Origin of the sequence: Methylotetracoccus oryzae, from assembly GCF_006175985.1 — a bacterium.
GTDB lineage: Bacteria > Pseudomonadota > Gammaproteobacteria > Methylococcales > Methylococcaceae > Methylotetracoccus > Methylotetracoccus oryzae.
This window is the reverse complement of record NZ_SRSH01000003.1, coordinates 114,073-137,318: the sequence shown is the minus strand read 5'-3', so window position 1 is coordinate 137,318 and position 23,246 is coordinate 114,073. Positions and strand designations below refer to the sequence as shown.

Sequence of the window (23,246 nt, the reverse complement as noted above, 5' to 3'; positions counted from 1 at the left end):
CGCGACCTCTAGCCAGCCCCGGCCCCAGCCTTCTCCAGCAGCGCCAGCTGTTCCTCGCTGAACGCGCGGTACTCACGCTGCCAGTCGGACGGAGCGCTGACCGGCGTGACCTGAACGGCGGTGACCTTGTACTCCGGACAATTCGTGGCCCAGTCCGAATTGTCGGTCGTGATCACATTGGCACCGGATTCCGGAAAGTGGAAGGTCGTGTAGACGACACCGGGCTGAACCCGTTCGGAGACGCGTGCCCGCAGCACGGTGTCACCGGAGCGGCTCTTGATGCCGACCCAGTCGCCGTCCTTCAACCCGCGCAGCTCCGCATCGTGCGGATGGATTTCGAGCCGATCCTCTTCGTGCCAGCGGGAATTCTCCGTACGTCGTGTCTGGGCGCCGACGTTGTATTGGGACAGGATCCGTCCCGTGGTCAGGATCAGCGGATAGCGGCTGGACGTGCGCTCCGGTGTCGGCACGTATTCGGTCGGCATGAACAAACCTTTGCCGCGCACGAACTGCTCGGAATGCATGATGGGCGTGCCCTCGGGGGTGGCGTCATCACACGGCCACTGGACGCTGCCGAGCGCGTCGATTTTCTCGTAGCTGACGCCCTTGAACGTCGGTGTCAGCCGGGAGATCTCGGCCATGATCTCCCGCGGATGCCGGTAATTCATCGGATAGCCCAGCGCGTTCGACAGCATCTGCGTGATTTCCCAGTCCTCATAGCCCGCCTTCGGCGGCATGACCTGACGCACCGGGGAGATGCGGCGCTCGGCGTTCGTGAAGGTTCCATTCTTTTCCAGGAACGAAGACCCCGGTAGAAAGACGTGGGCAAACTTTGCCGTCTCGTTCAGGAACAAATCTTGGACGACTACGCACTCCATCGCCTTCAGCGCAGCCAACACATGCTGGGTATCGGGGTCCGACTGGGCAATGTCCTCGCCTTCCACATAAAGACCCCTGAACGAGCCATCCAGAGCCGCCGCGAACATGTTCGGTATGCGCAGTCCCGGCTCACCTTCCAGCGTAACGCCCCATTCCTGCTCGAACATCGCCCGGGTCTCGAAATCCGAGACATGCCGATAGCCCGGGAACTCGTGGGGAAACGAGCCCATGTCGCAGGATCCCTGGACGTTGTTCTGCCCGCGCAGCGGATTCACGCCGACGCCTTCCCGGCCGACATTGCCGGTTGCCATCGCCAGGTTGGCGATGCCGATGACGGTGGTCGAGCCCTGGCTGTGCTCGGTCACACCCAATCCGTAATAAATCGCGCCGTTGCCGCCCGTTGCGAACAACCGCGCGGCGGCCCGCACCGACTCGGCCGCGACGCCGGTGACGTTCGCGGTTGCCTCCGGGGAATTCCGCTCCTGCCGTACGAAGTCGCGCCATTTGTTGAAGGACGCGACATCGCAGCGCTGCTGGATGAAGGCTTCGTCGGTCAGCCCTTCTGTCACGATCACATGGGCGAGCGCATTGATCAGAGCAACGTTCGTGCCGGGCCGCAACTGCAGGTGGAAGTCCGCCGCGACGTGGGGCGACTTCACCAGATCGATGGCCCGCGGGTCGATCACGATCAATTTCGCGCCCTGCCGCAGACGCTTCTTCATCATGGAACCGAACACGGGGTGACCGTCAGTCGGATTGGCGCCGATCACGACGATGACGTCGGCCTTCATGACCGAATCGAAAGTCTGCGTCCCGGAGGACTCGCCGAAAGTGCGCTTCAGACCGTAGCCGGTCGGTGAATGACACACGCGCGCGCAGGTATCGACGTTGTTGTTGCCGAAAGCCGCGCGGACCAGCTTCTGGACCAGATAAGTTTCTTCATTGGTGCAGCGACTGGAGGTGATACCGCCAACGGCATAGTGACCGTATTCGTTCTGGATCCGCTTGAACTCCGACGCGGCGTACGCGATCGCTTCTTCCCAGGTCACCTCGCGCCACGGATCGTTGATGCTCGCGCGGATCATCGGTTTGGTGATGCGGTCGGGGTGCGTTGCATAGCCGAAGGCGAAGCGTCCCTTGACACAGGAATGGCCGTGGTTGGCATGTCCATCCTTATTGGGCACCATGCGCACCAGTTCCGCGCCCTTCATCTCGGCCTTGAATGAACACCCCACGCCGCAGTAGGCGCAGGTCGTCACGACACTGTGTTCGGGCTGACCGCGGTCGATGACCGACTTTTCCATCAGTGTGGCGGTCGGACAGGCCTGCACGCAGGCGCCGCAGGAGACGCACTCAGACTCCATGAAGGTCTCCATCTGCCCCGGAGATACTTTGGAGTCGAACCCACGACCGTCCAGCGTGAGTGCGAACGTGCCCTGCACTTCCTCGCAAGCGCGCACGCAGCGAGAACAAACGATGCATTTCGACGGCTCGAAGGTGAAGTACGGGTTGCTCTCATCCTTGCTTGCGCCCAGGTGGTTTTCACCCTCGTAGCCGTAGCGCACGTCGCGCAGCCCGACGGCACCCGCCATGTCCTGCAATTCACAGTTGCCGTTGGCCGAACAGGTCAGGCAGTCCAGAGGATGATCCGAGATGTAGAGTTCCATGACGCCACGGCGGATCTGACCGAGCTTGTCGTTTTGCGTGCAGACTTTCATGCCCTCGCCGACCGGCGTGGTACAGGAGGCCGGGTAACCTCGACCGCCTTCTATCTGCACGACGCACAACCGGCAGGAGCCGAACGGGTCCAGGCTGTCGGTGGCGCACAGGCGCGGGATCTCGATACCAATCGACGCGGCGGCTCGCATCACCGACGTGCCTTCCGGAACACTGACCTTGAAGCCGTCGATTTCAAGGCTGACCGTCTTGGAAGAATCGCGCGGGGGCGTACCGTAATCTCTGTCTCTGTGTGCCATGGAATAAACCTCATACTGGCGGCTTGGCGCATTGCCTCCGCCGGAAGCGCTCCGACTCACGCCTGGGGCATGGCCGACATAAAGAACGAGAGCGGCTAAGCCGCGTCCGCCTTATCCACCCCGAAGTCCTCGGGGAAATGATTCAGCGCGCTGAGTACCGGGTATGGCGTCATTCCGCCGAGGGCACACAGTGAACTGTTCAGCATCGTATCGCACAGATCACGCAACAGCGCGACCTGCTCACCGCGGCGCGCTCCGGCAATGATCCGGTCGATGACTTCGGTGCCGCGAGTCGACCCAATACGGCAGGGCGTGCATTTACCGCAGGATTCCACCGCACAGAACTCCATCGCATAGCGGGCCATTTTGGCCATGTCGACGGTGTCGTCGAACGCCACGACACCACCGTGCCCGAGTACCGCCCAGATTGCTGCGTAGGCCTCGTAGTCGAGAGGGACGTCGAACTGTGACTCAGGCAAATAGGCACCCAGCGGACCACCCACCTGCACCGCGCGAATCGGTCGTCCGCTCGCCGCGCCACCGCCGTAATCGTAAAGCAACTCGCGCAAGGTAATCCCGAATGCTTTTTCGATCAGCCCCGTCTGCTTGATGTTCCCGGCCAACTGGATGGGGAGCGTGCCGCGCGATCGTCCCATGCCGAAATCGCGATAATAGGCCGCCCCGCGATCCAGGATGATCGGCACCGAAGCCAGGGAAATGACATTGTTGATGATGGTCGGTTGGCCGAAGAGTCCCTGTATCGCCGGCAAGGGAGGCTTGTAGCGAACCAGCCCGCGTTTCCCTTCCAGGCTTTCGAGCAGCGACGTCTCCTCGCCGCAGACGTACGCACCGGCGCCTAGGCGCACCTCGAGATCGAACCGATGACCGCTTCCGAGAACATTGGCGCCAAGATAACCGGCCCCGTATGCAGCTTCGATGGCCGCGTTCAAAGCGCGATGGGCATGCGGATATTCGCAGCGCAGGTAGATGTAACCCTGGGTTGCGCCCACGGCAAGCCCGGCGATCGTCATGCCCTCGATCAGCACGAACGGGTCGCCCTCCATGATCATGCGGTCGGAGAACGTTCCGGAATCGCCCTCGTCGGCGTTGCAAACGATGTATTTTTGCTCGCCGGCCGCGTTGAGCACGGTATTCCACTTGATCCCGGTGGGGAACGCGGCACCGCCGCGCCCGCGCAATCCCGAATCCGTCACTTCACGAACGATATCCGCCGGCTTCAGTTCCAGAGCCCGCCTCAATCCGCGGTAGCCGTCGTGCGCCAGGTAGTCGTCGAGGCTGATCGGATCGGTGATGCCGACACGGGCGAAGGTCAAACGCTCCTGGCGTTTCAGGAAGGGGATCTCCGCGGTCAGACCGAGCCGGAGCGGATGAGGGCCGCCTTCCCAGAACCGGGCCTCGAACAGAGCCTCCACATCGCCAGCCAGGACGGGTCCATAGGCCACGCGACCTTCGGACGTCTCGACCTCGACAAGCGGCTCCAGCCAGAACATGCCGCGCGAGCCGTTCCGGACCAGACGCAGCGCAACCCCACGCCGCGCAGCCTCGGCAGCGATCGCCTTCGCGACGGCCTCGGCACCCAGCGAGAGCGCGCTGGAGTCACAGGGCACGAAGATCGTTGTGCTCATTTCTCGCTCCTGAGGTCTGCTACGATCGCATCGAAACGTTCGGGCGTGACGCGTCCGTAAACGTCGTGGTCGACCATGATGGCCGGCGAACACGCGCAGTTTCCAAGACAGTAGACCGGCTCGAGACTGATCGTGCCATCCGGCGTGGTCTCGTGAAAGTCGATACCGAGTTGCGCCTTCGCATGGGCCTCGAGCCCTGCCGCGTTCATCGACTGACAGCTCTCCGCCCGACACAAGTGGATCGTATGCCTGCCCGGGGGAGTGTCACGGAAGTAGTGGTAGAAGGTGATGACGCCGTGCACTTCGGCTCGCGATAAATTCAGCTCATCGGCAATGATCGGCACGGCATCGGGCGGAACGAAGCCCAGCGCATCCTGGATACCGTGCAGCACCGGAAGCAAGGCACCCGGCTTCGCTTTGAGCCCGGCGACAATCGAGCGGACCGTTTCGTGGTCCCATGCCTGTGATGACATTGAATCCTCTGAGACTGAAGGGATCGGCTGATGATCGGTGGCGCATCGACCCCGCGCGGACTCGGGACAAGCCTCGCGGCGCTTCTGGCGACGCCCGATTTATTGGCCAGTTATTTAAAGCGAATCCTGCGCGGCGCGCAACTTTTTTCCCGACCCTCACAGTCGGATTATCCGGGCTTTGCTGGCGGTGATCCGGGAGGCGTTTGCGGCATGGGCAAGCCCCCCCGATCGACCCTACAATGGTGTGCGCAGGCCGAGCCGTCCAGGGGACATGATGAGAGACATCGAAGCACTGAGCCGCGACATCGCGACGGAAGTACGACTGACCGCGGGTTGGACGGGGAAGGATCACCTCGATCCGTGCGTCTCGCGCGCGATTCGCGCCGTGCCCCGCGACCGGTTCGTGCCCGAGGAACTGCAGCCGTTTGCCTTCGAAAACGCCCCACTGCAAATCGGTTGTGGGCAGACCATCTCCCAGCCCTACATCGTGGCGCTGATGTCTGACCTGCTAGGACCGCTGCCGACGGACCGGATGCTCGAGATCGGCGCCGGTTCAGGCTATCAGGCGGCCGTGCTGGCCTGCATCGTCAAGGCAGTCTATTCGGTCGAGATCATCCCCGAACTGGCGGAAGCGGCAGCGCAGCGCCTCAAAACACTGGGATTCGGGAACGTGTCAATCCGCCGTGCGGATGGGTGCGAAGGCTGGCCCGAGCAGGCCCCGTTCGATGGCATCATCGTGACCGCCGCGGCACCGCAGATCCCGCCCGCGCTGATTGCTCAGCTCAAGACCGGCCGACGGCTGGTGATTCCAATCGGCGCTCCTCATGGGCACCAGCAACTCTTGGTCGGCACGAAACAGGCGGATGGCACCTTGACGACACGCGTCGTGCTCGATGTCGCATTCGTCCCACTGACCGGGGCCATGGGAATGGAGCGTCCGGATCGGAGCCCCGCACCATGACGGTGAGCGACCCCTAGCGTCTCTGAGCTCTCGTTGTACGCCAGGCTCGTTCTCGCCACTCTGGCTGCAGGGGGCTCGGGACCCCGAGCGAAACGCTCCGCCCTGTTGCGCCCGATGTGCCAGAACTTTCTCCGCCCCATACAGTCGGACGAGGCGGAGTTCGCTTCGCAATTGCGCTATCCGGATCGTTGGGTGACACTGATCTGCGAGCGTTCCCCGGACCTTTCCGCTGCCCGCCTTCCGAAGGGCATTTACGCTAATGAGGCTGTCACGTGTCTGCACTGAAGTTTATCCCAGGGCTGGTCGTCGTCCAGTGTGCTGCCGCAGCACTGGCCCTGGTGGCCGTGGGCGGCGCGAGCGGGATCGGTTGGGCGCTGGCCGCTGCGATTGCCGCCGCGCTGACCGTGGTCGTCGGTCTGTGGTTCGGCTCGATTGCCGAGCACGTAAAGAAGGACGCGCTCGCAGAAGTGCGTGATGACTTCGCGCGCGACAGAGAGAGTCTGCGGGTCTCGGCCGAAGCCGAGAAACGCCAGATCGTCGAGGAGAGCCATCAACGCATTGTCGAGGAAACCCGCCGAGCGCACTCGAAGGCAAACTTCAAACTTGGCGCAGCCGTGACGGGGATGGTCGGCCTTGCGGGAATCCTGCTTTACATCGAATTGTTCACCCTGGCACTGGTGACAGCGACCACGGCGGGGGGCGCATTGGCCGGCTATCTGGCGCGGGCGCGACAGGAGGCGCGCGCGCTGCGCGGGCCGCCGCTGAAGACACTGGCCAAACCCGCTGAAATGGCCGAAGCCGAACTGATCGAGCGCCGCCCGGGCAAGCCCCTGACGCGCTCGATCAAGCAGATCTCTTGAAACCGTTCCTTGCCTTGTTCGTCACCCCAGGCAGTTAAGCTGCAGACACTTCAACACCGAAGCCCTGCTCGCGGTCCTCTGCCGAGACAAGCCGTTATCTCTTCTTTGTTGGTGCGGCCTCGTTCGGCGCAGTAACGCGGATCGAAACCGCTTCGGTGTAGCGCACCACGACGGTATCGCCCGGCTTGACTTCATCCAGACGCTTCACTTCTGGCCCGGCCTTGACCGTTTTGGTCTTGCCTTCCGGCCCGCGCAGTTTCACCATGCGGGTCTTGTAGTCGATGGACTCGACCTCCGCCGTCACTTCGACGCTCTGGACTTCGGTCATTCCGGGCTTGCCGCCCAACGGAGCACGCTCGACTGCACTCGCGGTACCGGCGGCCGGGGTGACCTTTTCCGAGCTGACGAAAATCTCGACCGATTCAAGGAACTCGGCGGTCACGTCATCACCCACGCGGATCTGCGCGAAATTGCGCACCTCGGGCCCACATTTGATTTTGGCCGTCTTGCCGTCGGGGTAGACGAGTGTCACGACCCGGCTCTTGCTATCGATGGCCTTGACCTTCGCCGTCACTACGGTCAGTTCGCCTTCCACGACGCCCGGCCGCTCCGTCACCGCCGGCGATGCGGCCGTGTCGCTCACCTTCGGTGCCGCTGCGATCGCTGCCTGGGCAGGGGCTGACATTGCGGCCGCCTGTGCCGCAGTTCCCGCATCGCGCGATGCGCACCCCGAAACCAAAGACCCGGCGGCAATCGTGCCGGAAACCAGCAGCGCTAACGTTTTGATGCGGTATTCCACAAGTCCTCCATTATTCATGATCGGTAAACCCCTCAGCCTGGGCGTCCCTACTCTCCGCTGGGGACGCAGGCCGATTCGGCACCCGCGCCGCCCCGATTGGTTCGATCGTCCACCGGTTGTCGGCCAGGCAGGTTCGCTGACAGGCGCGGCGAGTCTAACGGCTTGCCCGGCCGTTGCCAACCGGGCGAGGCCGGACCGGCGTGACGGGGTCAGAAACGGAACCCGCGATGCCAGCCGTCGGTCAGCGTATTCAGGAAGGCGACGATCGCATCGACATCCTCCGGCTGGAGCCCCATGCTCCCCATCGCACGTCCACCGCGGATTTCCCTGTCGACCGTCGACGGGACTTCTGGGGCCGGCCAACAACCCCGGCGCAGCGCGGCTTCTTCACTGACGTTGACGTCCTGCCCTCGCGGGTTCTGGCAGCGCGGCCGTGTATCCCGAGAGTTGTAGAACTCCACGATTCCCTTGAGCGTGTTGAAATAGCCATTGTGGCCATAGGGCGCCGTCAAGGCGATGTTCCGCAGCGTCGGCACCTTGTGCTTCCCAAGCTGTGCCACGCGATCCTCGGAACCTTCCGCAAAGCTGCCACCCAGCCCCAGATCGATGAAGGCGCCCTGATCAGGATTCAGCTCAGCCGGCATTCGGTAGAAGCGGCTGCGAGGATTCTTGGGGATGCCAATATTGTGGTAGGAGAAATCCGTTCCGGGCCTCGGCAGGTTGTTGGGGCCCGGGATGGCGCGCACCGGATGACACTGGGCACAACCCAGCTGATTGTACAAACTCTCACCGGTGCGCTCCTGCACGGTGAAGCTCGCTCGACCCGCGACCACGGCATCGAACTTGGAACTGTACTGACCGAATGCCGCCGTCCGTTCGAAGGCCGCGATCGCGGTTGCGATGGCGTCGAAAGCCCGTACCGGATCGGCCAGCACAGCGCGGCCGAAAACGCCCCTGAACAGAGCGGCATACCCGGAGTTGCGGACCTTCTCGACGACCGTCGCGGCGGCGACTTGCGGGTCGGGCTGAGCGCGGTTGCCCATTTCCAACGGGTTCAGAAACGGCTGTTTGGCCTGCTCTTCCAGATTCTTCGCCCGTCCGTCCCAGAACTGCCCCCCCCGCCAGATCCGGAGGCTTGGGTCGAACTGCAGTTCGGGATTGGTGGCCGCCGTGGCGTACATCACGGTTGGCGTATTGCGCCGTCCAAACAGGCCGCCGGTCGCCCCTTCGGAGGTAGGCTGCCATTTGTCGGGATCCGTGAAGGCAAAGGTTGGGTCGTGGCATGCCGCACATGACTGCCCCGGCGGATCCGAAAGGTTCGCATCGAAGAACAGGCGTCGCCCGAGGCGCTCCATGTCGGTCAAGCCGGCCGCACCCGCAACGTCGGCGTTCATTCCGGTGATGAATGCCAGCCAGAACAACATCAGAACAGTCAGAAGCTTGTGTTTGACCACTGGGATTTCAACTTGAAAAGGATTCACTCAGTCACCCGGATAAGGCCCGAAAATCATGTCTATCTGCCGGAACCGGCGGCTCCGAGTCAGACGAGCATCGGACGGCCAGCGCTTCTTGATCACGGCAAGCACGACCACTCCAACGAAACAAGCAAGAAACAGGCCCCTAGATACCTAAAGCATGATCCATCGGTACCAGAATTAGCGCTGACGCGCTCGGCCAACGAACTGCACTGGGTGGCTGTAAAAAAAACTGACGCCTCTCCCGCACGCGGCAATCCGGGGCGACGCGCCGGAAGGCACCGTGACAGACCGAGTTTGAATTGCCACAATGGCCGACGGCGGCGCCACCAGGCACCGGCACTGCGACAGGATGTGTGTCGCGGGGAGCCCAGCCAAGCCAAACCCGATTGACCGGCGGATTGGCCGCTCAACGAGGTTTACCGCGGAAATCAGCCATTCGTCCCGGGCCCGCAATCGTTCCCAAGATCGTCTGATGCGCACACTGATTCGACTGTCCCTGAGGGCGCTTGCGCTCGCGGTACTCAGCACGGCGGCGTCGGCCTTACGTGGGGCCGAGGAGCGTTCGCCGATTACCCATGGCCTCATGGTCGGAGAGGTGACCCAGGACGCTGCAGTCGTCTGGGCGCGTTCCGACCGCGAAACGACGATGCACGCCTGGGTGCGGGCGCTCCAATCGGACACCGCACTGCATCAACAGGCGCCTGTGATTGCAGCTCACGACTATACAGGGAAACTCGTGTTTCGCGACCTGGAACCGGACACCGCGTACCAGTACGCGGTCCGCTTCGGGGGGGATTCCGAACCGCCGCGACATGATCCGGTTTCGGGCAGCTTCCGGACCGCACCGGTGCCGCGCGCCCGCCAACCGGTGCGCTTTCTGTGGGGCGGGGATCTCGCGGGCCAGAATGTCTGTCGCGACGCGCAGGAAGGTTTCCCTATATTCCCGCAACTGACCCGCTCGCGCTGGGACTTTTTCCTGGCCCTGGGTGACATGATCCACGCCGACGCTCCCTGCGAGCATCGCGGCAAATACGGCAACGTGCAAATCCCCGGACGGGACAGCGCGGCACGCAGCCTCGCCGAGTTCTGGACCGTTTGGAAATACACCCGCCTCGACCGCGGCCTCCAGGATTTCCTGGCGCGAACGCCCTATTTTCCAGTCTGGAACGACCACGAGGTGGTCGACGATTTCGGACCCCTGCACGACACGTCCGCCGCGCGCGCGGTTGCGGCACCGGAACATCTGCTGCCGATCGGTCTGACCGCGTTTTTCGATTATAACCCCCTGCTGTGGTCGCAGGACCGCCCATCCCGGCTTTACCGAAGCGTGCGCTGGGGTCAACACGCCGAGTTGTTCCTGCTCGATACCCGCCAGTATCGGGACGCCAACGGCGCAGAGGATCGGCAGGATCGACCGAAGACGCTCCTGGGACGCGAGCAGTTCACGTGGCTTAAACACCGGCTTTCCAATTCGGACGCCACATGGAAGTTCATCATTTCCAGCGTGCCGCTCGCTGTGCCAACCGGTAGCCAAGGCGAAAAGGGGCGGGACGGTTGGGCCAGTGCGGATCAGAAGTCCGGCTTCGAACGGGAATTGTCGGACTTGACCGCGTTCATGCGCAGCGAAGGACTCAAGAACATCGTCTGGCTCACGGCCAATGCGCAATTCGCGCAGGCGCTGAGATTCCGCCCGTTCTCCCCGGACTCACCATTTGTCATGCACGAGTTCACGTCGGGTCCACTGAACGCAGGCCTGCTGCCGAATCGGACGCTCGATGCCAGCTTGCGCCCGGAACGGCTGTTTATCTTCGGACCTGACAACCCCACGAAAATCAAAAGCTTTTCCGAAGCCAAGGAGTGGATGAATGTCGGAGCAATCGAGATCGACGAGAACGGCTTGCTGACCTGTCGCATCATGACCGCGACGGGACGCACGGCCTGGACGAGCGAACCGCTGCAGCCTCGCTAGAGCAGGTACATCGCGGGACGGTGCGCGCCACGTTCTGTCGACGCTGACCGGAGGCGACGCGTTCGCCTCCCCGAGTTCGGCTGATTGCCCGAGCACGGCGACCCCAGAAACCACCGCTACATCAGGATTCCGTTACCCTAAGACGCCACTCCGGTCGCGCCGCCAGGAGGCGCTGCCAGTCCGCCGGGGTGTCGAGGTCTCCCTGATCGGACAGTTCCTCCCATACGTAACCAAGGCGCAACAAGCGTCGGCGGGTCTGCGCCAACACGCGCGCCGTGCCCCATTCGACCCTTTCGAACAGGCCCGCCTCGAGACGAGTGAGGCCGATCAGTACGTACCCGCCGTCCAGTGCCGGCACCAGGACGCCGTCGCTGCCGCTCGCGAGTGTGCCGGCTGCCGCGATCAGGTCCTCCGTCGTGAGACCGGGCGCGTCGCTGCCAAGCAGAACGACCGCCGCGGCACGCCGTAGCCCCGCGCCGAACGCACCGCACATGCGCTCGCCGAGGTCGCTACCGCGCTGCGACTCGAGACGCACGCCGAAATCCGTCGCGCAACGCTCGAAAAGCGGGTGTCCCGCATCCGGCGCACACCACAGTTCCACGCGCCCATTCACGGCGTGAGCCGCCGCACAGCAAACCTCAAGAGTATGCCGGACCAGTGCGCCCTGGAGACGTGCCGCCCCGTCTGCTCCCAGGACCGGAATCAACCGCGTCTTCGCGAAGCCCGGAACGGGGGCCTTCGCAAAGACCTGGAAAAGCGAACCGACACCGGATTCCGCGCCCTCCGGGGACTGCCCCGCACTCGGGAAGGCTCGGTGCAGCGGAACCATCAGATCGTGCTCTTGACCGCCCCACCGGGAAGCGGGATTCGGCGGCCACAGCGCAACAGCAAGAGCTGGCCCGCAGCTCTCAGCCTCTCGACGCGCCGCCCCGGGAATGGCAAGGTAAGGCGTGTCCGCGTGCCCTTGTGGCGCGTCCACTGGCTGTTCGAGGCCTGCCTGATGAGCATGACAGAGACCGCAATCACCCGCCTGAGCCTCTTCGCAATCGCCCTAGCTCTGATGTTGTTCTGGGAGTGGCTGAGGCCGTTCCACCGCGGCGGCGAGCGCAAAATCTCCCGGGTTACACGCCATCTCGCGTTGATGACCTTGAACTTCGGCGTGTTGCGCATGCTCAGCGGCGGTGGCGCTTTCGGTGTCGCATGGTTTGCAGCAGAACGTGGCTGGGGCCTGTTCCCGGCAATCGGACTGTCCCCATGGGCGGCCGCGGTTCTGTCCCTGTTACTGCTCGATGCTGCGATCTACGCCCAGCATGTCGTCTTTCACAAGGTACCGCTGCTGTGGCGGCTCCACAAGGTCCATCACAGCGACCTCGAGTTTGACACATCGACGGCGATTCGATTCCACCCGTTCGAGTTGGTGTTGTCGATGTTCTTCAAGATGGCTTTGGTCGCCGCCTTTGGGATCGCGCCCGCCGTGGTGTTGACCTTCGAGGCCCTGCTGAATGCCTGCGCTCAATTCAACCACGGCAATGTTCGTCTCTCCCCTCGAACCGAGCGGGCAGTCCGGCAGTTATTGATCACACCGGATCTGCACCGCATTCACCATTCTCGGCGCCGGTGCGAAACCGACTCGAATTTCGGCTTTTCGGTGCCCTGGTGGGACTGGTTGTTTGGCACTTACCTCGCCACGCCTGACAGCGGCCAGGAAGGGCTGCAAATCGGACTGGACGAGTTGCGCGACCCGATGCGCCTGCGATTCATCGATCTTTTGAAAGTCCCGTTCCAGTCAAACCCCAAGTCCCCACCGACCTGACGGAAGGAAACCCGCCGGTACCAACCGGTCGTTTGCTCGACCCGGCGTCCGGAACGCGCCGATCCGCCGGCGCCGCACTATCCTTGGACTGTGCGTCATTTCACACAGAGATCTCAGGGTTTTCCCGTGGGTCGGCCCGGATTCCGACGCGATCCTTCCCGGCAAGCGCTTGTCGGCTCACGAAAGCGCGCATGGGCATGGCACTTGCCTGATCGCGGGGGCAGGTAATCCCGGGCCCCTGATGCTCGGACGTCCGCGGCCTGATTTCCAACTCATTGACAGGATCGATCCATGACCACTACCGTGATTTCTCGCGCCGGGACACCACGATCCCGTGACCAGGGCAGATTGCTGCTCGGTACCGGGCTCGCGTTCGCTTCGCTCATCCTGATCCCCGCTATCGCCGCAAGGATCGGGCTCGGATCGAGCGTAACCGGGGCGCTCCGCATCGCCTTGATGAAGGCCTCCAGCCGTGCTGTCGGCGGATCATCGGGTGGTTCTGAAGCCGCGACAACCTGTTTCAGCTGCCACTGAGCGTGCTCCGGCCGCACATCCCCTGCCGGCGTCAAGCGGTTTATGCCGCGCACTGCGTCATGCCGGCAGCAGGAGGCTTAGGCCGGCACATCGAGGCCCGCGGGGCAGCTTCTCCGCAGGCACTGGGAATATCGACAAACGCGTCGCATCCCGCTACAGTTACGCCTTGATCAATAACCGTTCGGGGTTCGCCCATGGCCTCCGAAGCGCCGAAGTCAGACGTCGCACAGGAAGATGTCTGCGACCTCTGCGGCCTTCCCGTCGAAGTCGACGATTACGAAATTTCGACTACCTCCGGTAAACGGCACTTTTGCTGCGAAGGCTGCTTCGGGATCTTCAAAATGTTGCACGAAGACGAGATCCTGCCGAGTGCCGGGTCAGGCTGAGGCCAGTCCTTTCAATCACAACGAGGTCGTCGTACGGGGCTACCACAACAACGGCCCTTAGCCGGCGCGCCGGGACGCCAGTACACGCAAGACGTTACCCCAGCCAACTCAGGGAACGATTCGACGTCATCGAGGCCCGCGATTCGTCGGCCGCATCGTAATTCCTGTCCTTACAACACACGGAGAGAGCATCGCTCATGGTATCGCTATCAAAACATCCCCTTATCGTCTTCGGCCTTGGCGTCGCCGTGGGCTATGTCGCGCACAAATACCGCAAGGAAATCATCGATTCCGCTAACCGGGCGGCCGAAAAAAGCAAGGACTTCGTCCTTCAACAGCGCGAGAATCTGGAAGACTTGATGGCTGCCGGCAAGGAAGCCGCTGACGACGCCGGCCAGGCCTAGGCCGGAAGACATAATCCCGCAAGCGACAGGATCATCGAATCGCCAAGCCACGGGTGCTGCCATGGACAGGGCAGCGCCCCGCACAAAGATTTACGGGTTAGCGTTTTATGACGCCCGGGACTGAAATCACCGTCCGCTACCGCGCCTCCGGACACGCGCGCTTCGAACTGCCGTTGGCGCTCTGCCAAACTGCCGAGGGCGCCCGTCTGACCGCCGCGCTGACACCCATCGAAGGCGTCTACCGCGTCGACCTTTATCCCCGTCAACGCAAGCTTTCGGTTCGCTTCATCGAGAGCATCTGTTCTTTCCAGAACCTGAGCGAGGCCTTGCTCACGGTCGCGAGCGGCACCGGCGAGCATTCATGCTGTGGCTCGGAAGCCACTGACAAGCCCGGGAAGGTCGCGCCGCTGCCGCTCCGCGATCGTACCGGGACCGGCTTGAGCCTGTTGAACCGCCGACAGCCTGCCCCTGCCGGAACCGGCCTGCTCGCCCGCATTCCGGTCAAGGAGACAACCGTCGTCGAGTTCCTGAACGACGTGCTGGTCCTGTTCTTGATCAAGTTGCACTGGCACATGATCACGCAGCACTGGCTGCGCGAACCCTGGCGCTATCGCTACGAATGGATGGCTGCGATTTACATGATTTATCTGCTGGTCCGCTCCCGCCGACCCAAGAGCTGAACCATGGATGACCTTTCCAAGCGACCCGCATCCCCCCAGCATTTCACTCTCGTTCATCAGCTGCGCCGGCGCGTGCGGATCGTGGCCCCGACGCTGCGACGGGATCTCGAGCGCACTTACGCTGCCGAGATTCTGCTGCGCAAGCACAAGGCCGTCCGTCAGGTCCGGGCGGTCCCGGAATTGGGCTCGCTGGCGATCGACTTCGACCCCGCGCAGTTGCCACGCGAAAAACTGCTGCTGGTATTGGATCGCCTGATCGGCAACCTCGGTAGCGGGCCACGCACTTCCCTCGCTGCCGCAGAGACCTTCGATCTGTCGGGCCCCTCCCACGACTACACGCTGGGCGTCGAGGGGATGACCTGCGCTTCGTGCGCACTGCTGGTCGAAATGATGCTGCGTCGTGACCCGCGCATCGAGCGAGCGACCGTCAACTTCGCGACCGAAACCGCGGCAATCCGTGGCAAGCTCGACAAGGAAGCGCTGGTCGCCCTGATCGACCGCTGGGGCTACTCCGCCATACCCCTCGGCTCGCTGGCGCAGCGCAAGGTGATGCTCGAGAGGGAGGAGCGGCGGCTGACCGAGGCACGGCGGCGGTTCTTCTGGTCGGCGGTGCTGAGCGCTCCAGCGATCGCGATCGGCATGGCCATGCCTCATGGCAGGATTTTTCACTGGGTGGAACTGGCGCTGACCGCGCCGGTGGTCTGCTGGGCCGCAGCACCCTTCTTCGCTAAGGCCTGGAAACTGGCCAAGCAGCGCTCCGCAAACATGGACACGCTGGTGGCCCTGGGCTCGGGCGCAGCCTACGGTTACAGCATCATCGCGCTGTTGACTCGCCAGCGCGAGTTGTACTTCGAGGCCGCGGCCGGCATCGTCACCTTCGTACTACTGGGCCGCTTCCTCGAGGAAAAGGCCCGCGGCCGGGCCCAACAGGCCATCCGCAGCCTGATCGACCTGCAGCCGCTAACCGCCAATATCCTGCGGGACGGTGTGGAGCACGTCGTCCCCATCGACGATGTCGTGGTGGGCGACCTGATGCTGATTCGCCCCGGGGACAAGATCCCGACCGACGGGATGGTCATCGAGGGCCTGTCGACGGTGAACGAGGCGATGGTCACCGGTGAAAGTCTGCCGGTGGTCAAGGAGCCGGGACAGCGCGTTATCGGTGGCTGCGTCAACGGCGCCGGAGCGATGAAAGTCCGCGTGACGGCCGTCGGAGCCGAAACCGTCCTCGCGGGGATCGTCAACATGGTGGATCAGGCTCAGGCCACCAAACTGCCGATTCAGAAAACCGTCGACCGCGTCAGCGCGGTTTTCGTGCCCGGCGTCATGGTGATTTCCGGGTTGACCTTCGCCGGTTGGCTCGCGGTCGGTGCCGGCGTTGGAACGGCTTTTTCCAATGCGATCGCGGTCCTGCTGATTGCCTGCCCCTGCGCGCTGGGACTCGCGACACCGGCCGCCATCATGGTCGGTACCGGTCAAGCCGCCAAACGGGGCGTGTTCATCCGCAACGGCGAGACGCTCGAGTCCGCCTCGCGCCTGAGGGCGGTGATCTTCGACAAGACTGGCACCCTAACCGAGGGGCAACCGCACGTCGTCGACTTCATCAATCAGTCGACGCTCAGCGACCGGGAGCTGTTGGCCATCGCGGCCAGCGCTGAAACCAATTCGGAACACTTCCTGGGGCAGGCGGTGCTCGCCTACGCGCGCGAGCAGGACGCGCCGGTCTACGAGGCGAAAGACTTCATTGCCGTACCCGGCCGCGGCATCCGCGCCAAGGTCAAGCGGCGCGAGGTCATCCTGGGCAATGCCGAATGGCTCACCGAGCAAGGCGTTTCGCTGGAATCCTGGGAAAGTGTCGCCGAAAGTCTGGCTGGCGCCGGCAAGACCCCCGTGTATTGCGCGTTGGGCGGTCGTGCCGTGGCAGTGTTCGGGATCGCGGACAAGGCCCGCGACAACGCTCCGCAGGCCATTGCCGAGTTGCACCGCATGGGCGTGCGTACCCTGCTGGTCACCGGTGACGTGGCGGCCGCCGCTCACTATATCGCGGACTGGGTCGGCATCGACGAAGTCGTTGCGCATGCACGCCCAGAACGCAAGCTGGAAATCGTCCACGAACTGCAGCGCGAAGGCGATCTGGTCGGCATGATTGGTGACGGCATCAACGACGCGCCGGCACTGGCGGCTGCCGATGTCGGCTTCGCCATCGGCAGCGGCACCGACATCGCGATGGAAACGGCCGACATGACGCTGGTCCATGGCGACATCACCAAGGTTGCCGAGGCGATGGGGCTGAGTCGCGACACGTTGCGCATCATCCACCAGAATCTGTTCTGGGCGTTCGCCTACAATACGGTGGCGATTCCAGTCGCGGCGTTCGGGCGCCTCAGTCCGATGATTGCCTCGGCGGCGATGGCGCTCAGCTCGGTTTCGGTTGTCGTGAATTCGCTGCGTCTGCAGCGTCGCTGACGACCGCGCGCCCACGACTCAATCCGGCACCTTCCGCGGGCGGGGCGGCATCAAGCCGTCCCCTGCGCAGCCGTATCGAACGGACGGGACGGACGGGACTCTATCGGCTCCCAGCGCCAAAGGCCCTGATCTTCCATCGACAGTGCGTAGTCGTAGTAGCGCACGGTTGCCTGATCCTCACCGTTGCCGATCGCGAGGTAGGCGATGTGGCGTTCCCTCAGCCAATCCAACAGCATCTCCACCTGCCCCGCGCTCAGCGCGGTATTGGGGCGCTCCAGAATCACGAAGGCCGGCTCCGCAAGGAACAAACGAGCACAGGAAAGCAACTGTTGTTCCCCCAGTGACAGCACATCGCCCCAATGGCGCTCGGTATCGAGACCACCGGTCTGTTTGACGACACGCTCCAGACCGACCTGGTGCAGCACCGCCAGTACCGTGTCATCGGCGACACGTCCTTCCTGCCCGTTACCCAGCAGCGCCTGCCGCAGCGTTCCGGGCGGCACGTAGGGCCGCTCCGGCAACAACAGGATGCGGGAGAGCCCGGGCCGCTGGATGACTCCTTCACCGGCCCGCCAAATACCCGCCGTCGCCCGGAGCAGCGCCAGTTTCGCCCGCTCGTTAGGCCCGGTCACCAGGACCCGCATGCCGGGTTCGACCGTGATCGACAGATCAGCCACCAGAACCCGCCCGTCGCGAGGCGACTTAAGCGTCAGATGATCGAACACCAACGGCCCCTCATCGCTCTCTGCGATACGGATCTGCGAGACCGCTCGCGACTGTGCCTGCTCGATGGCCTCCCAGAGCGAACCAAGTCTGGCGATCACGGCAGCGAACGCGGAAATCGACTGGAACTGCGTGACGATCAGCGAGAAAGCACCCAGCAGTTGCGCGAACGCCATCGCCGATTGCGTGATGACTCCGAACTCGACTTCACCCCGGATGAACATCGGCGCAACGATCAGCGCCGGAATGATCTGTATCAGGTAATTGTAACCCGTGGTGAAGAAACTCAGATTGCGATTCACCGCAATAATCTGGCGAAAGTTCAACACCAACAGGTCGAGGTGGTGTTGCAGCCGGTCCCGTAGCCCTCGTTCGCGCCGCAGCAGCGCAATCGACTCCGAATTCTCCCGAACATGTATCAGATCGGACCGGAAATCGGCCTCCTTGTCGAGCTGGCTGTAGTTCAGCCACACCAGCGGCCGACCCAGAAACACGGTCAGATAGGAACCCATGGTGGCATACAGCACCGCCACGCCGAACAGCAGGGGACTGATGGTCCACATCACGCCGGAGAAAGCGATGATGGTGAATGTTCCATTCAGAATCATCAGCACGAATGACAGCGTCGTCGTCGTGAAGGCCTTGATGTCATCAGCGATCCGCTGATCCGGATTGGCGATTTCCCCTGTCTCGTCCAGGCGGTAGTAAACCGGATGGACAAGGTAGAGACCGATGGCCCTACGCGTCAGCCACTCCCGCCACAACAGGCCCAGTCGCTCCTCGCAGAACCGATAGAGCACGGCGACCACCGTCGAGGCACCGAACATCGCCACGTAAAGGACGGCCTGCCAGACGAACTCCAACATCTTCCTGTCGGCGACGGCGGTCATGAAATCGCGGCCGACGTAACTGCTAATGACGTTGAACGCGTTGATCCCGACCAGGAAAACCAGCAGGAGCAGTGACAGGACACGCGCCTTCCAGCCAACCTCGGACCCAACGAAAGCGCGTACGACCCGCACGAAGCGCATCCAGGCCGCGCGGTTCAGCGGAAGTTCGGAGTGATCGGTCATTGGCTGCCGGATGTTTCGGGTTGACCAGGGGCCGCGCGCCCGCGCTGCCGCTTTTCGGAGGCAGGACGGTACACGCTGCGGCCCTCGCGTGCAATCACTTGCCGCACGGAGTTGCCCTGCCGTTGCATCAAGGCCCGGTAGGCCACCGCTCGGGCCACGCAACTGCACGTTCGCACCGCGCCTTCGCTTCGGTACACGCCCGGGCGGGGGCGTAGTGCAATGCAATCCCGAAGCGCCGAAATGGTCCAGGCTCCGATCACGAAAACCAGGGGTGACGACCGTACACGGCGCAAGGAGGTATGCCGCTACGCCCGATCCCCTCAATCAGGCTCACGCCGCTTGCAAGCCCTCGCCGCCATTGCGCAGCACTTCCGCAATCCTCACACCCACGCCGTACTCTCCATAGATGGGCGGAAACGCATGTTCCTTTCCTTCGCAGTGCCTTACCGCAGCCGCGACAATATCCTTATGCCGAAACCCGGAGATAATATTCGCGCCGGATTCGACAGTCTCCATCCGCTCCGAATTCTCACGAATGGTGACGCAAGGCACACGCAAGATGTAGGCCTCTTCCTGGATACAACCACTGTCCGTCAGAATTATCTCCGCATACTTTTCAAATGCAAGCGACGCCAATGGGGGCACGGGATCGATGACTTCGACGTTACCGAGCACGGAATAGGGAATCGCATGTTCCCTCATGGCATGCCGTGTACGCGGATGCATAGGAAATATGATGCGGCTGAACATGTTTCCCGCCAGCCACGCCAGTGTCTCAAATACACTGACCATCAACGCCTTGTGGTCAGTGAACTCCTTCCGATGCAAGGTAACGTATGCATACCGGCCCGGCACCGGCCTCTCAAGCATTTCCGAAAAGTCGTGGATTATATCAACGCTGGTGTTGCCTGAATGGAAAACCTTGCCCCGAAGCTCATGGTTCTTTTCAAGATATCTCTTCTGTGCTTCGGTATTCGTGAACATCAAATTGGCCGTGCTGTCACAAATTATCCTGTTACGTTCCTCATACATCGCCTTGTCATACGACCGCAAGCCGGCTTCAACATGCGCTAGAGGCGTGTCCGAGTAGAGCGCTGCGACCGTCCCCACCAGCGACGCCGCCGTATCTCCGTTGACGAGCAGCAGATTAATTGACTCTTGCCTTATTAGTTCACGAACCCAATCGATTGCCCGCCCAATTGTATATTCATCCGGAAGAATATGGTGTGGTGCATAACCCATTTCACCAAACGCCACACCCTGCATCACGTAGTCCGAATGCTGATTCGTGTGGAGCACAAGGAACTCCATGCCAAGTTCTCGGAGCCCCTTCACTACGGGGTAGTTCTTTATGACTTCCGGCCGTGTTCCGAGAACGATAGCAATCATCATCTTACATCCATTCCATTAAAGTGTAGAAACCGCGGCAGCGAAAGCCTGAGCAATAGCGATATTTCCTTTCTCATTGAAATGCACAGGGTCCTCATAGTGTTCCCTTGTGAGGTGATCAAGAGAAATGGTTCGAGCCCTAGAAAACTTTGCGGTGGATTCCTTTAGCGCTTTATTATAATCGAGCCTGAGCTCAGAGGTGGGCCGCTCGAAAAAACTATGGCCGTCGGGAAATATCGGTGGTATTTCGCCGCAAATTATGACCTTGAATTTCTTGATAACCAATGTTCTCAGTATTTGGGTATAGTACTCTGAGAACAGTTCGATATCCGTTCCGTTTCCGACGTCATTTGTACCGATCAATAAGCAACAAATAAAGGTGTCACTGACTGCATCAATCTCCTGATTGATCTTGAACCAAAGGTCTCTCGCTGTGAACCCGTTGACACTCCGGTTTATGGTGCGCCACTGGTATGGCGTCTGTTCCGATAAAAACTTCCCCAAATAAAGAGGATAACAACCGTAACTGCGTGCTCCAAAGGTCTGGCTATCACCGAAACAAATCAAATTTTGATAGTTCATTGCTATTCCATCATCAAATGAGACTGGACGACACGCGACGAGGTTGGTGTTCTAGCTGGCACGACTTCGCGAGAGCTTCTGGCGCTTGCGGCAAGCCGAAGCCATCCTCCGCGAACGCCGCCACTTGCCGTCAAAGCCTATCGCGAGGGGGCGCGACGGCACGGTAAACCTCCAGGGTGCGCTGGGCGACTTCATTCCAATCCGGGATCGACTTCAGTATTCTAGCCATCAACTCCCGGATGCCCGCCCGGTCGCAAGATTCCGCCATCGCGATGATCCGATCACTCAGTGCGTCGCAATCTTGCGATTTGAAATAGTGACTTGGCGGAAGCGCGAGTTCGATGTGTGCCGGAATGTCGCTTAAGATCACTGGTAGCCTGTACGAAAGGGCCTCCAGCGCTGCGATCGGCATCCCTTCGTAAGACGACGGCAGCACGAACATTCCTGCGTGGCTGTACAGCTCCGCCAGTTCGTTCCCGGTCCGAAAGCCCGCCAGAACTACGTTATCGTTTTTCGACGCCAGTTCGTTGACGCGCGCATTAAATGGATCAAGTCTGTCTGCCCCACCGACCAGCACCAGCTTCCAGTTGTTTAGTCGGGCTTTTGAAAAGGCGCGGATCAGAAGGTCTTGGCCCTTATGCTCCGTAAAACGTGCAACCTCGATCACGTAGCGTCTCGATGTCAAACCCAAAGAGGAAAGTAAGGTGGTTTCCGGCGTCGGGCGAGCAGCGGCAACACTGTTGCGGATTACGATACATTCACGCTTAAACCGCGTTTCCACTGACGCGCGAAGTTGCTCCGAAACAACGATACGCTGATTCGCAAATGTAACTCCCGCCCACTCTCCAGTCCGCAGGACCCATTGTGCGAATCCTCCCCATTTCGCTGCATCGTAGTCCTGACCATGGTGGGTAATTACGACAGGGAGACGTGCGAGACGCGCCAGAGGCGCCATCAGTGCTGGCCCGATACCGTGAATATGAATGAGATCTGGCCGTTTGAATGCGGCATAAAACAGCCCGATGAGAGAGTGGACGAATGCCTCGATGCCTTTTCCTCTGGGAGCCCAAAGCGGCGTTACATGGACACCTCTAAACTCATGCCTGACCTTTGTAGGTGAATGCCGGCGACGCGACAAGACCTCGACCTTGCAGCCCATTTGTGCCAAGAGCGGGTATAAGGCCTGCGCGTGTGTCTCTATACCACCCTCAACGCTATCGATACCCCGAAACCCGAGCGCAATCACATGCATATTTCTTTCCCTCGAAACCTAAAGACCGGTTATATCCGACACGGACAGCATGCCATCCTTGAACAGTAGAGCCTTACATCATACCGAGCCCCCCCATACTCATAAGTGTGCCGTAACCTAAGTTAACTCCAACCCGAAAACCTCATTCAAAAGCGAGCCCATCCTTCTCCAGCGCCGAACGCAGTTCATCAGCATTACTTACTGTTTGTGACATATTAGATTGGACAACTGCCCGCGGGACCGCCCGCAACGGCATTTCGGGATTGACGCCGAGAAATTCACACACCCGCGCCAACGTACCACAATTGTCCGAGCGGAACCCCTCATAGCTAACTCGGATGTAGGCGTGCGAGGCACTCAGGTGACCGAAACGTTCACCAAGATAGTGCTTCATCCTTACCCTTTTCAGTGCCTCCCGCACATTCAACGTGACGACTAGATCTTGTGGATATTCTTGACCGAAGTATCGCTGACTCGCTCTAGCGCAGGCAATTGACTTCAACCATTCGAAGTTGTCGCTTCTTACAAGATGAATGATTGAGATGTCGCTACGCGATTGCAGCCAGCGAATATGTGGGTTGAATCCTTCAACCACATGTACGGGGCTGAAACTGGGATGGAAAAGCCACTTGGGGCTCGAGCGAAAGAGCAGGCGGAAGCCGATCGCCTCGATCTCGGATCCGTGCCGGTCCTTTAGGAAGGCTTGCTCTTCCGGCCGCAACCCGTCGAATCTACCACGCAGAAAATCCTCGGCCAGCCTGACCCTAGCAACTCCAAAAACGTGCTCAGTTGACTCCCAACCGCATGTCACACGCGGATGTAAACCCAGCTGTTCCGCGAAAGCGCTGCTACCTGTACGGAAGGTACCGACGATCAGATACGGCCTCATCGAAATGTTCCGTA

The 23,246-nt window shown here is 61.5% G+C and carries 19 protein-coding genes; 8 read left to right on the top strand and 11 right to left on the bottom strand.

Annotated elements, in window-relative coordinates; all coding sequences use genetic code 11:
• Window positions 1-8: 8 nt before the first annotated feature.
• The 3 genes from fdhF to BWR02_RS04625 all read right to left on the bottom strand — a co-directional run bounded on the left by fdhF (window position 9) and on the right by BWR02_RS04625 (window position 4,974).
• Window positions 9-2,855 (bottom strand): formate dehydrogenase subunit alpha, encoded by a 2,847-nt coding sequence (gene fdhF / locus BWR02_RS04635; RefSeq protein ID WP_139556589.1) that lies wholly within the window; start codon window positions 2,853-2,855, stop codon window positions 9-11.
• Window positions 2,856-2,950: 95 nt separating this feature from the next.
• On the bottom strand, window positions 2,951-4,501 hold the full coding sequence (locus tag BWR02_RS04630) for a formate dehydrogenase beta subunit (protein WP_139556588.1): 1,551 nt from the start codon (window positions 4,499-4,501) through the stop codon (window positions 2,951-2,953).
• Window positions 4,498-4,974 carry a formate dehydrogenase subunit gamma gene (locus BWR02_RS04625; protein WP_139556587.1) on the bottom strand — a complete coding sequence of 159 codons (477 nt, stop codon included), beginning with the start codon at window positions 4,972-4,974 and terminating at the stop codon, window positions 4,498-4,500. Before BWR02_RS04625 ends, BWR02_RS04630 begins: the two co-directional genes overlap by 4 nt.
• A gap of 274 nt (window positions 4,975-5,248) precedes the next feature.
• On the opposite strand from BWR02_RS04625, the gene BWR02_RS04620 reads away from it, so the two are divergent.
• Both BWR02_RS04620 and BWR02_RS04615 read left to right on the top strand, forming a co-directional pair.
• Complete coding sequence (locus tag BWR02_RS04620; RefSeq protein WP_139556710.1) at window positions 5,249-5,935, top strand: protein-L-isoaspartate(D-aspartate) O-methyltransferase; 687 nt, start codon at window positions 5,249-5,251, stop codon at window positions 5,933-5,935.
• A 272-nt stretch (window positions 5,936-6,207) separates the two neighbouring features.
• Window positions 6,208-6,795, top strand: coding sequence for a hypothetical protein (locus BWR02_RS04615; RefSeq protein ID WP_139556586.1), 588 nt, complete (start codon window positions 6,208-6,210; stop codon window positions 6,793-6,795).
• Between the two features lie 94 nt (window positions 6,796-6,889).
• Here the strand turns inward: BWR02_RS04615 and BWR02_RS04610 are convergent, their stop codons facing one another.
• Both BWR02_RS04610 and BWR02_RS04605 read right to left on the bottom strand, forming a co-directional pair.
• Complete coding sequence (locus tag BWR02_RS04610; protein WP_162560013.1) at window positions 6,890-7,612, bottom strand: hypothetical protein; 723 nt, start codon at window positions 7,610-7,612, stop codon at window positions 6,890-6,892.
• A 191-nt stretch (window positions 7,613-7,803) separates the two neighbouring features.
• The gene (locus BWR02_RS04605) at window positions 7,804-9,048 is read right to left on the bottom strand and encodes a cytochrome-c peroxidase (RefSeq protein ID WP_139556584.1); all 1,245 of its coding nucleotides are present in this window, start codon (window positions 9,046-9,048) and stop codon (window positions 7,804-7,806) included.
• Window positions 9,049-9,544: 496 nt separating this feature from the next.
• On the opposite strand from BWR02_RS04605, the gene BWR02_RS04600 reads away from it, so the two are divergent.
• Window positions 9,545-11,041 (top strand): alkaline phosphatase D family protein, encoded by a 1,497-nt coding sequence (locus BWR02_RS04600; protein WP_162560012.1) that lies wholly within the window; start codon window positions 9,545-9,547, stop codon window positions 11,039-11,041.
• A gap of 121 nt (window positions 11,042-11,162) precedes the next feature.
• On the opposite strand, the gene BWR02_RS04595 is transcribed toward BWR02_RS04600, so the two are convergent.
• Window positions 11,163-11,870, bottom strand: coding sequence for a TIGR04282 family arsenosugar biosynthesis glycosyltransferase (locus tag BWR02_RS04595; RefSeq protein ID WP_139556582.1), 708 nt, complete (start codon window positions 11,868-11,870; stop codon window positions 11,163-11,165).
• A gap of 171 nt (window positions 11,871-12,041) precedes the next feature.
• Here BWR02_RS04595 and BWR02_RS04590 point away from each other — a divergent pair, with 171 nt between their 5' ends.
• The 5 genes from BWR02_RS04590 (at window position 12,042) to BWR02_RS04565 (ending at window position 17,324) form a co-directional block, all read left to right on the top strand.
• Entirely contained in the window at window positions 12,042-12,854 is an 813-nt protein-coding gene (locus tag BWR02_RS04590; protein ID WP_162560011.1) for a sterol desaturase family protein, read from the top strand.
• Window positions 12,855-13,582: 728 nt separating this feature from the next.
• On the top strand, window positions 13,583-13,774 hold the full coding sequence (locus tag BWR02_RS04580; protein WP_139556579.1) for a heavy metal translocating P-type ATPase metal-binding domain-containing protein: 192 nt from the start codon (window positions 13,583-13,585) through the stop codon (window positions 13,772-13,774).
• A 197-nt stretch (window positions 13,775-13,971) separates the two neighbouring features.
• The gene (locus BWR02_RS04575; protein ID WP_139556578.1) at window positions 13,972-14,178 is read left to right on the top strand and encodes a hypothetical protein; all 207 of its coding nucleotides are present in this window, start codon (window positions 13,972-13,974) and stop codon (window positions 14,176-14,178) included.
• 107 nt (window positions 14,179-14,285) lie between these two features.
• A complete protein-coding gene (locus BWR02_RS04570; protein WP_139556577.1) occupies window positions 14,286-14,858 on the top strand; it encodes a cation transporter in 573 nt (190 codons plus the stop codon).
• Between the two features lie 3 nt (window positions 14,859-14,861).
• Window positions 14,862-17,324, top strand: coding sequence for a heavy metal translocating P-type ATPase (locus tag BWR02_RS04565; RefSeq protein WP_139556576.1), 2,463 nt, complete (start codon window positions 14,862-14,864; stop codon window positions 17,322-17,324).
• A gap of 50 nt (window positions 17,325-17,374) precedes the next feature.
• Here the strand turns inward: BWR02_RS04565 and BWR02_RS04560 are convergent, their stop codons facing one another.
• The 5 genes from BWR02_RS04560 to BWR02_RS04540 all read right to left on the bottom strand — a co-directional run bounded on the left by BWR02_RS04560 (window position 17,375) and on the right by BWR02_RS04540 (window position 23,232).
• Window positions 17,375-19,120, bottom strand: a complete 1,746-nt coding sequence (locus BWR02_RS04560; protein ID WP_236101922.1) for an ABC transporter ATP-binding protein/permease — start codon at window positions 19,118-19,120, stop codon at window positions 17,375-17,377.
• Window positions 19,121-19,450: 330 nt separating this feature from the next.
• Window positions 19,451-20,509, bottom strand: a complete 1,059-nt coding sequence (gene wecB / locus BWR02_RS04555; RefSeq protein ID WP_201276152.1) for a non-hydrolyzing UDP-N-acetylglucosamine 2-epimerase — start codon at window positions 20,507-20,509, stop codon at window positions 19,451-19,453.
• Window positions 20,510-20,527: 18 nt separating this feature from the next.
• Window positions 20,528-21,091: an SGNH/GDSL hydrolase family protein gene (locus BWR02_RS04550; protein ID WP_139556574.1), complete on the bottom strand. Its 564-nt coding sequence runs from the start codon at window positions 21,089-21,091 to the stop codon at window positions 20,528-20,530.
• Window positions 21,092-21,221: 130 nt separating this feature from the next.
• Window positions 21,222-22,343 carry a glycosyltransferase family 4 protein gene (locus BWR02_RS04545; RefSeq protein ID WP_139556573.1) on the bottom strand — a complete coding sequence of 374 codons (1,122 nt, stop codon included), beginning with the start codon at window positions 22,341-22,343 and terminating at the stop codon, window positions 21,222-21,224.
• A gap of 142 nt (window positions 22,344-22,485) precedes the next feature.
• Window positions 22,486-23,232 carry a sulfotransferase gene (locus BWR02_RS04540; RefSeq protein WP_139556572.1) on the bottom strand — a complete coding sequence of 249 codons (747 nt, stop codon included), beginning with the start codon at window positions 23,230-23,232 and terminating at the stop codon, window positions 22,486-22,488.
• Between the last annotated feature and the right edge of the window lie 14 nt (window positions 23,233-23,246).

Bases quoted from the DNA above. Each gene is read 5' to 3' on its own strand.
- BWR02_RS04540 (WP_139556572.1), bottom strand. From the start codon at position 23,232: ATGAGGCCGTATCTGATCGTCGGTACCTTCCGTACAGGTAGCAGCGCT.
- BWR02_RS04545 (WP_139556573.1), bottom strand. From the start codon at position 22,343: ATGCATGTGATTGCGCTCGGGTTTCGGGGTATCGATAGCGTTGAGGGT.
- BWR02_RS04595 (WP_139556582.1), bottom strand. From the start codon at position 11,870: ATGGTTCCGCTGCACCGAGCCTTCCCGAGTGCGGGGCAGTCCCCGGAG.
- BWR02_RS04600 (WP_162560012.1), top strand. From the start codon at position 9,545: ATGCGCACACTGATTCGACTGTCCCTGAGGGCGCTTGCGCTCGCGGTA.
- BWR02_RS04630 (WP_139556588.1), bottom strand. From the start codon at position 4,501: ATGAGCACAACGATCTTCGTGCCCTGTGACTCCAGCGCGCTCTCGCTG.
- BWR02_RS04610 (WP_162560013.1), bottom strand. From the start codon at position 7,612: ATGAATAATGGAGGACTTGTGGAATACCGCATCAAAACGTTAGCGCTG.
- fdhF (WP_139556589.1), bottom strand. From the start codon at position 2,855: ATGGCACACAGAGACAGAGATTACGGTACGCCCCCGCGCGATTCTTCC.
- BWR02_RS04580 (WP_139556579.1), top strand. From the start codon at position 13,583: ATGGCCTCCGAAGCGCCGAAGTCAGACGTCGCACAGGAAGATGTCTGC.
- BWR02_RS04550 (WP_139556574.1), bottom strand. From the start codon at position 21,091: ATGAACTATCAAAATTTGATTTGTTTCGGTGATAGCCAGACCTTTGGA.
- BWR02_RS04560 (WP_236101922.1), bottom strand. From the start codon at position 19,120: ATGACCGATCACTCCGAACTTCCGCTGAACCGCGCGGCCTGGATGCGC.
- BWR02_RS04620 (WP_139556710.1), top strand. From the start codon at position 5,249: ATGAGAGACATCGAAGCACTGAGCCGCGACATCGCGACGGAAGTACGA.
- BWR02_RS04565 (WP_139556576.1), top strand. From the start codon at position 14,862: ATGGATGACCTTTCCAAGCGACCCGCATCCCCCCAGCATTTCACTCTC.
- BWR02_RS04625 (WP_139556587.1), bottom strand. From the start codon at position 4,974: ATGTCATCACAGGCATGGGACCACGAAACGGTCCGCTCGATTGTCGCC.
- BWR02_RS04570 (WP_139556577.1), top strand. From the start codon at position 14,286: ATGACGCCCGGGACTGAAATCACCGTCCGCTACCGCGCCTCCGGACAC.
- BWR02_RS04575 (WP_139556578.1), top strand. From the start codon at position 13,972: ATGGTATCGCTATCAAAACATCCCCTTATCGTCTTCGGCCTTGGCGTC.
- BWR02_RS04590 (WP_162560011.1), top strand. From the start codon at position 12,042: ATGAGCATGACAGAGACCGCAATCACCCGCCTGAGCCTCTTCGCAATC.
- wecB (WP_201276152.1), bottom strand. From the start codon at position 20,509: ATGATTGCTATCGTTCTCGGAACACGGCCGGAAGTCATAAAGAACTAC.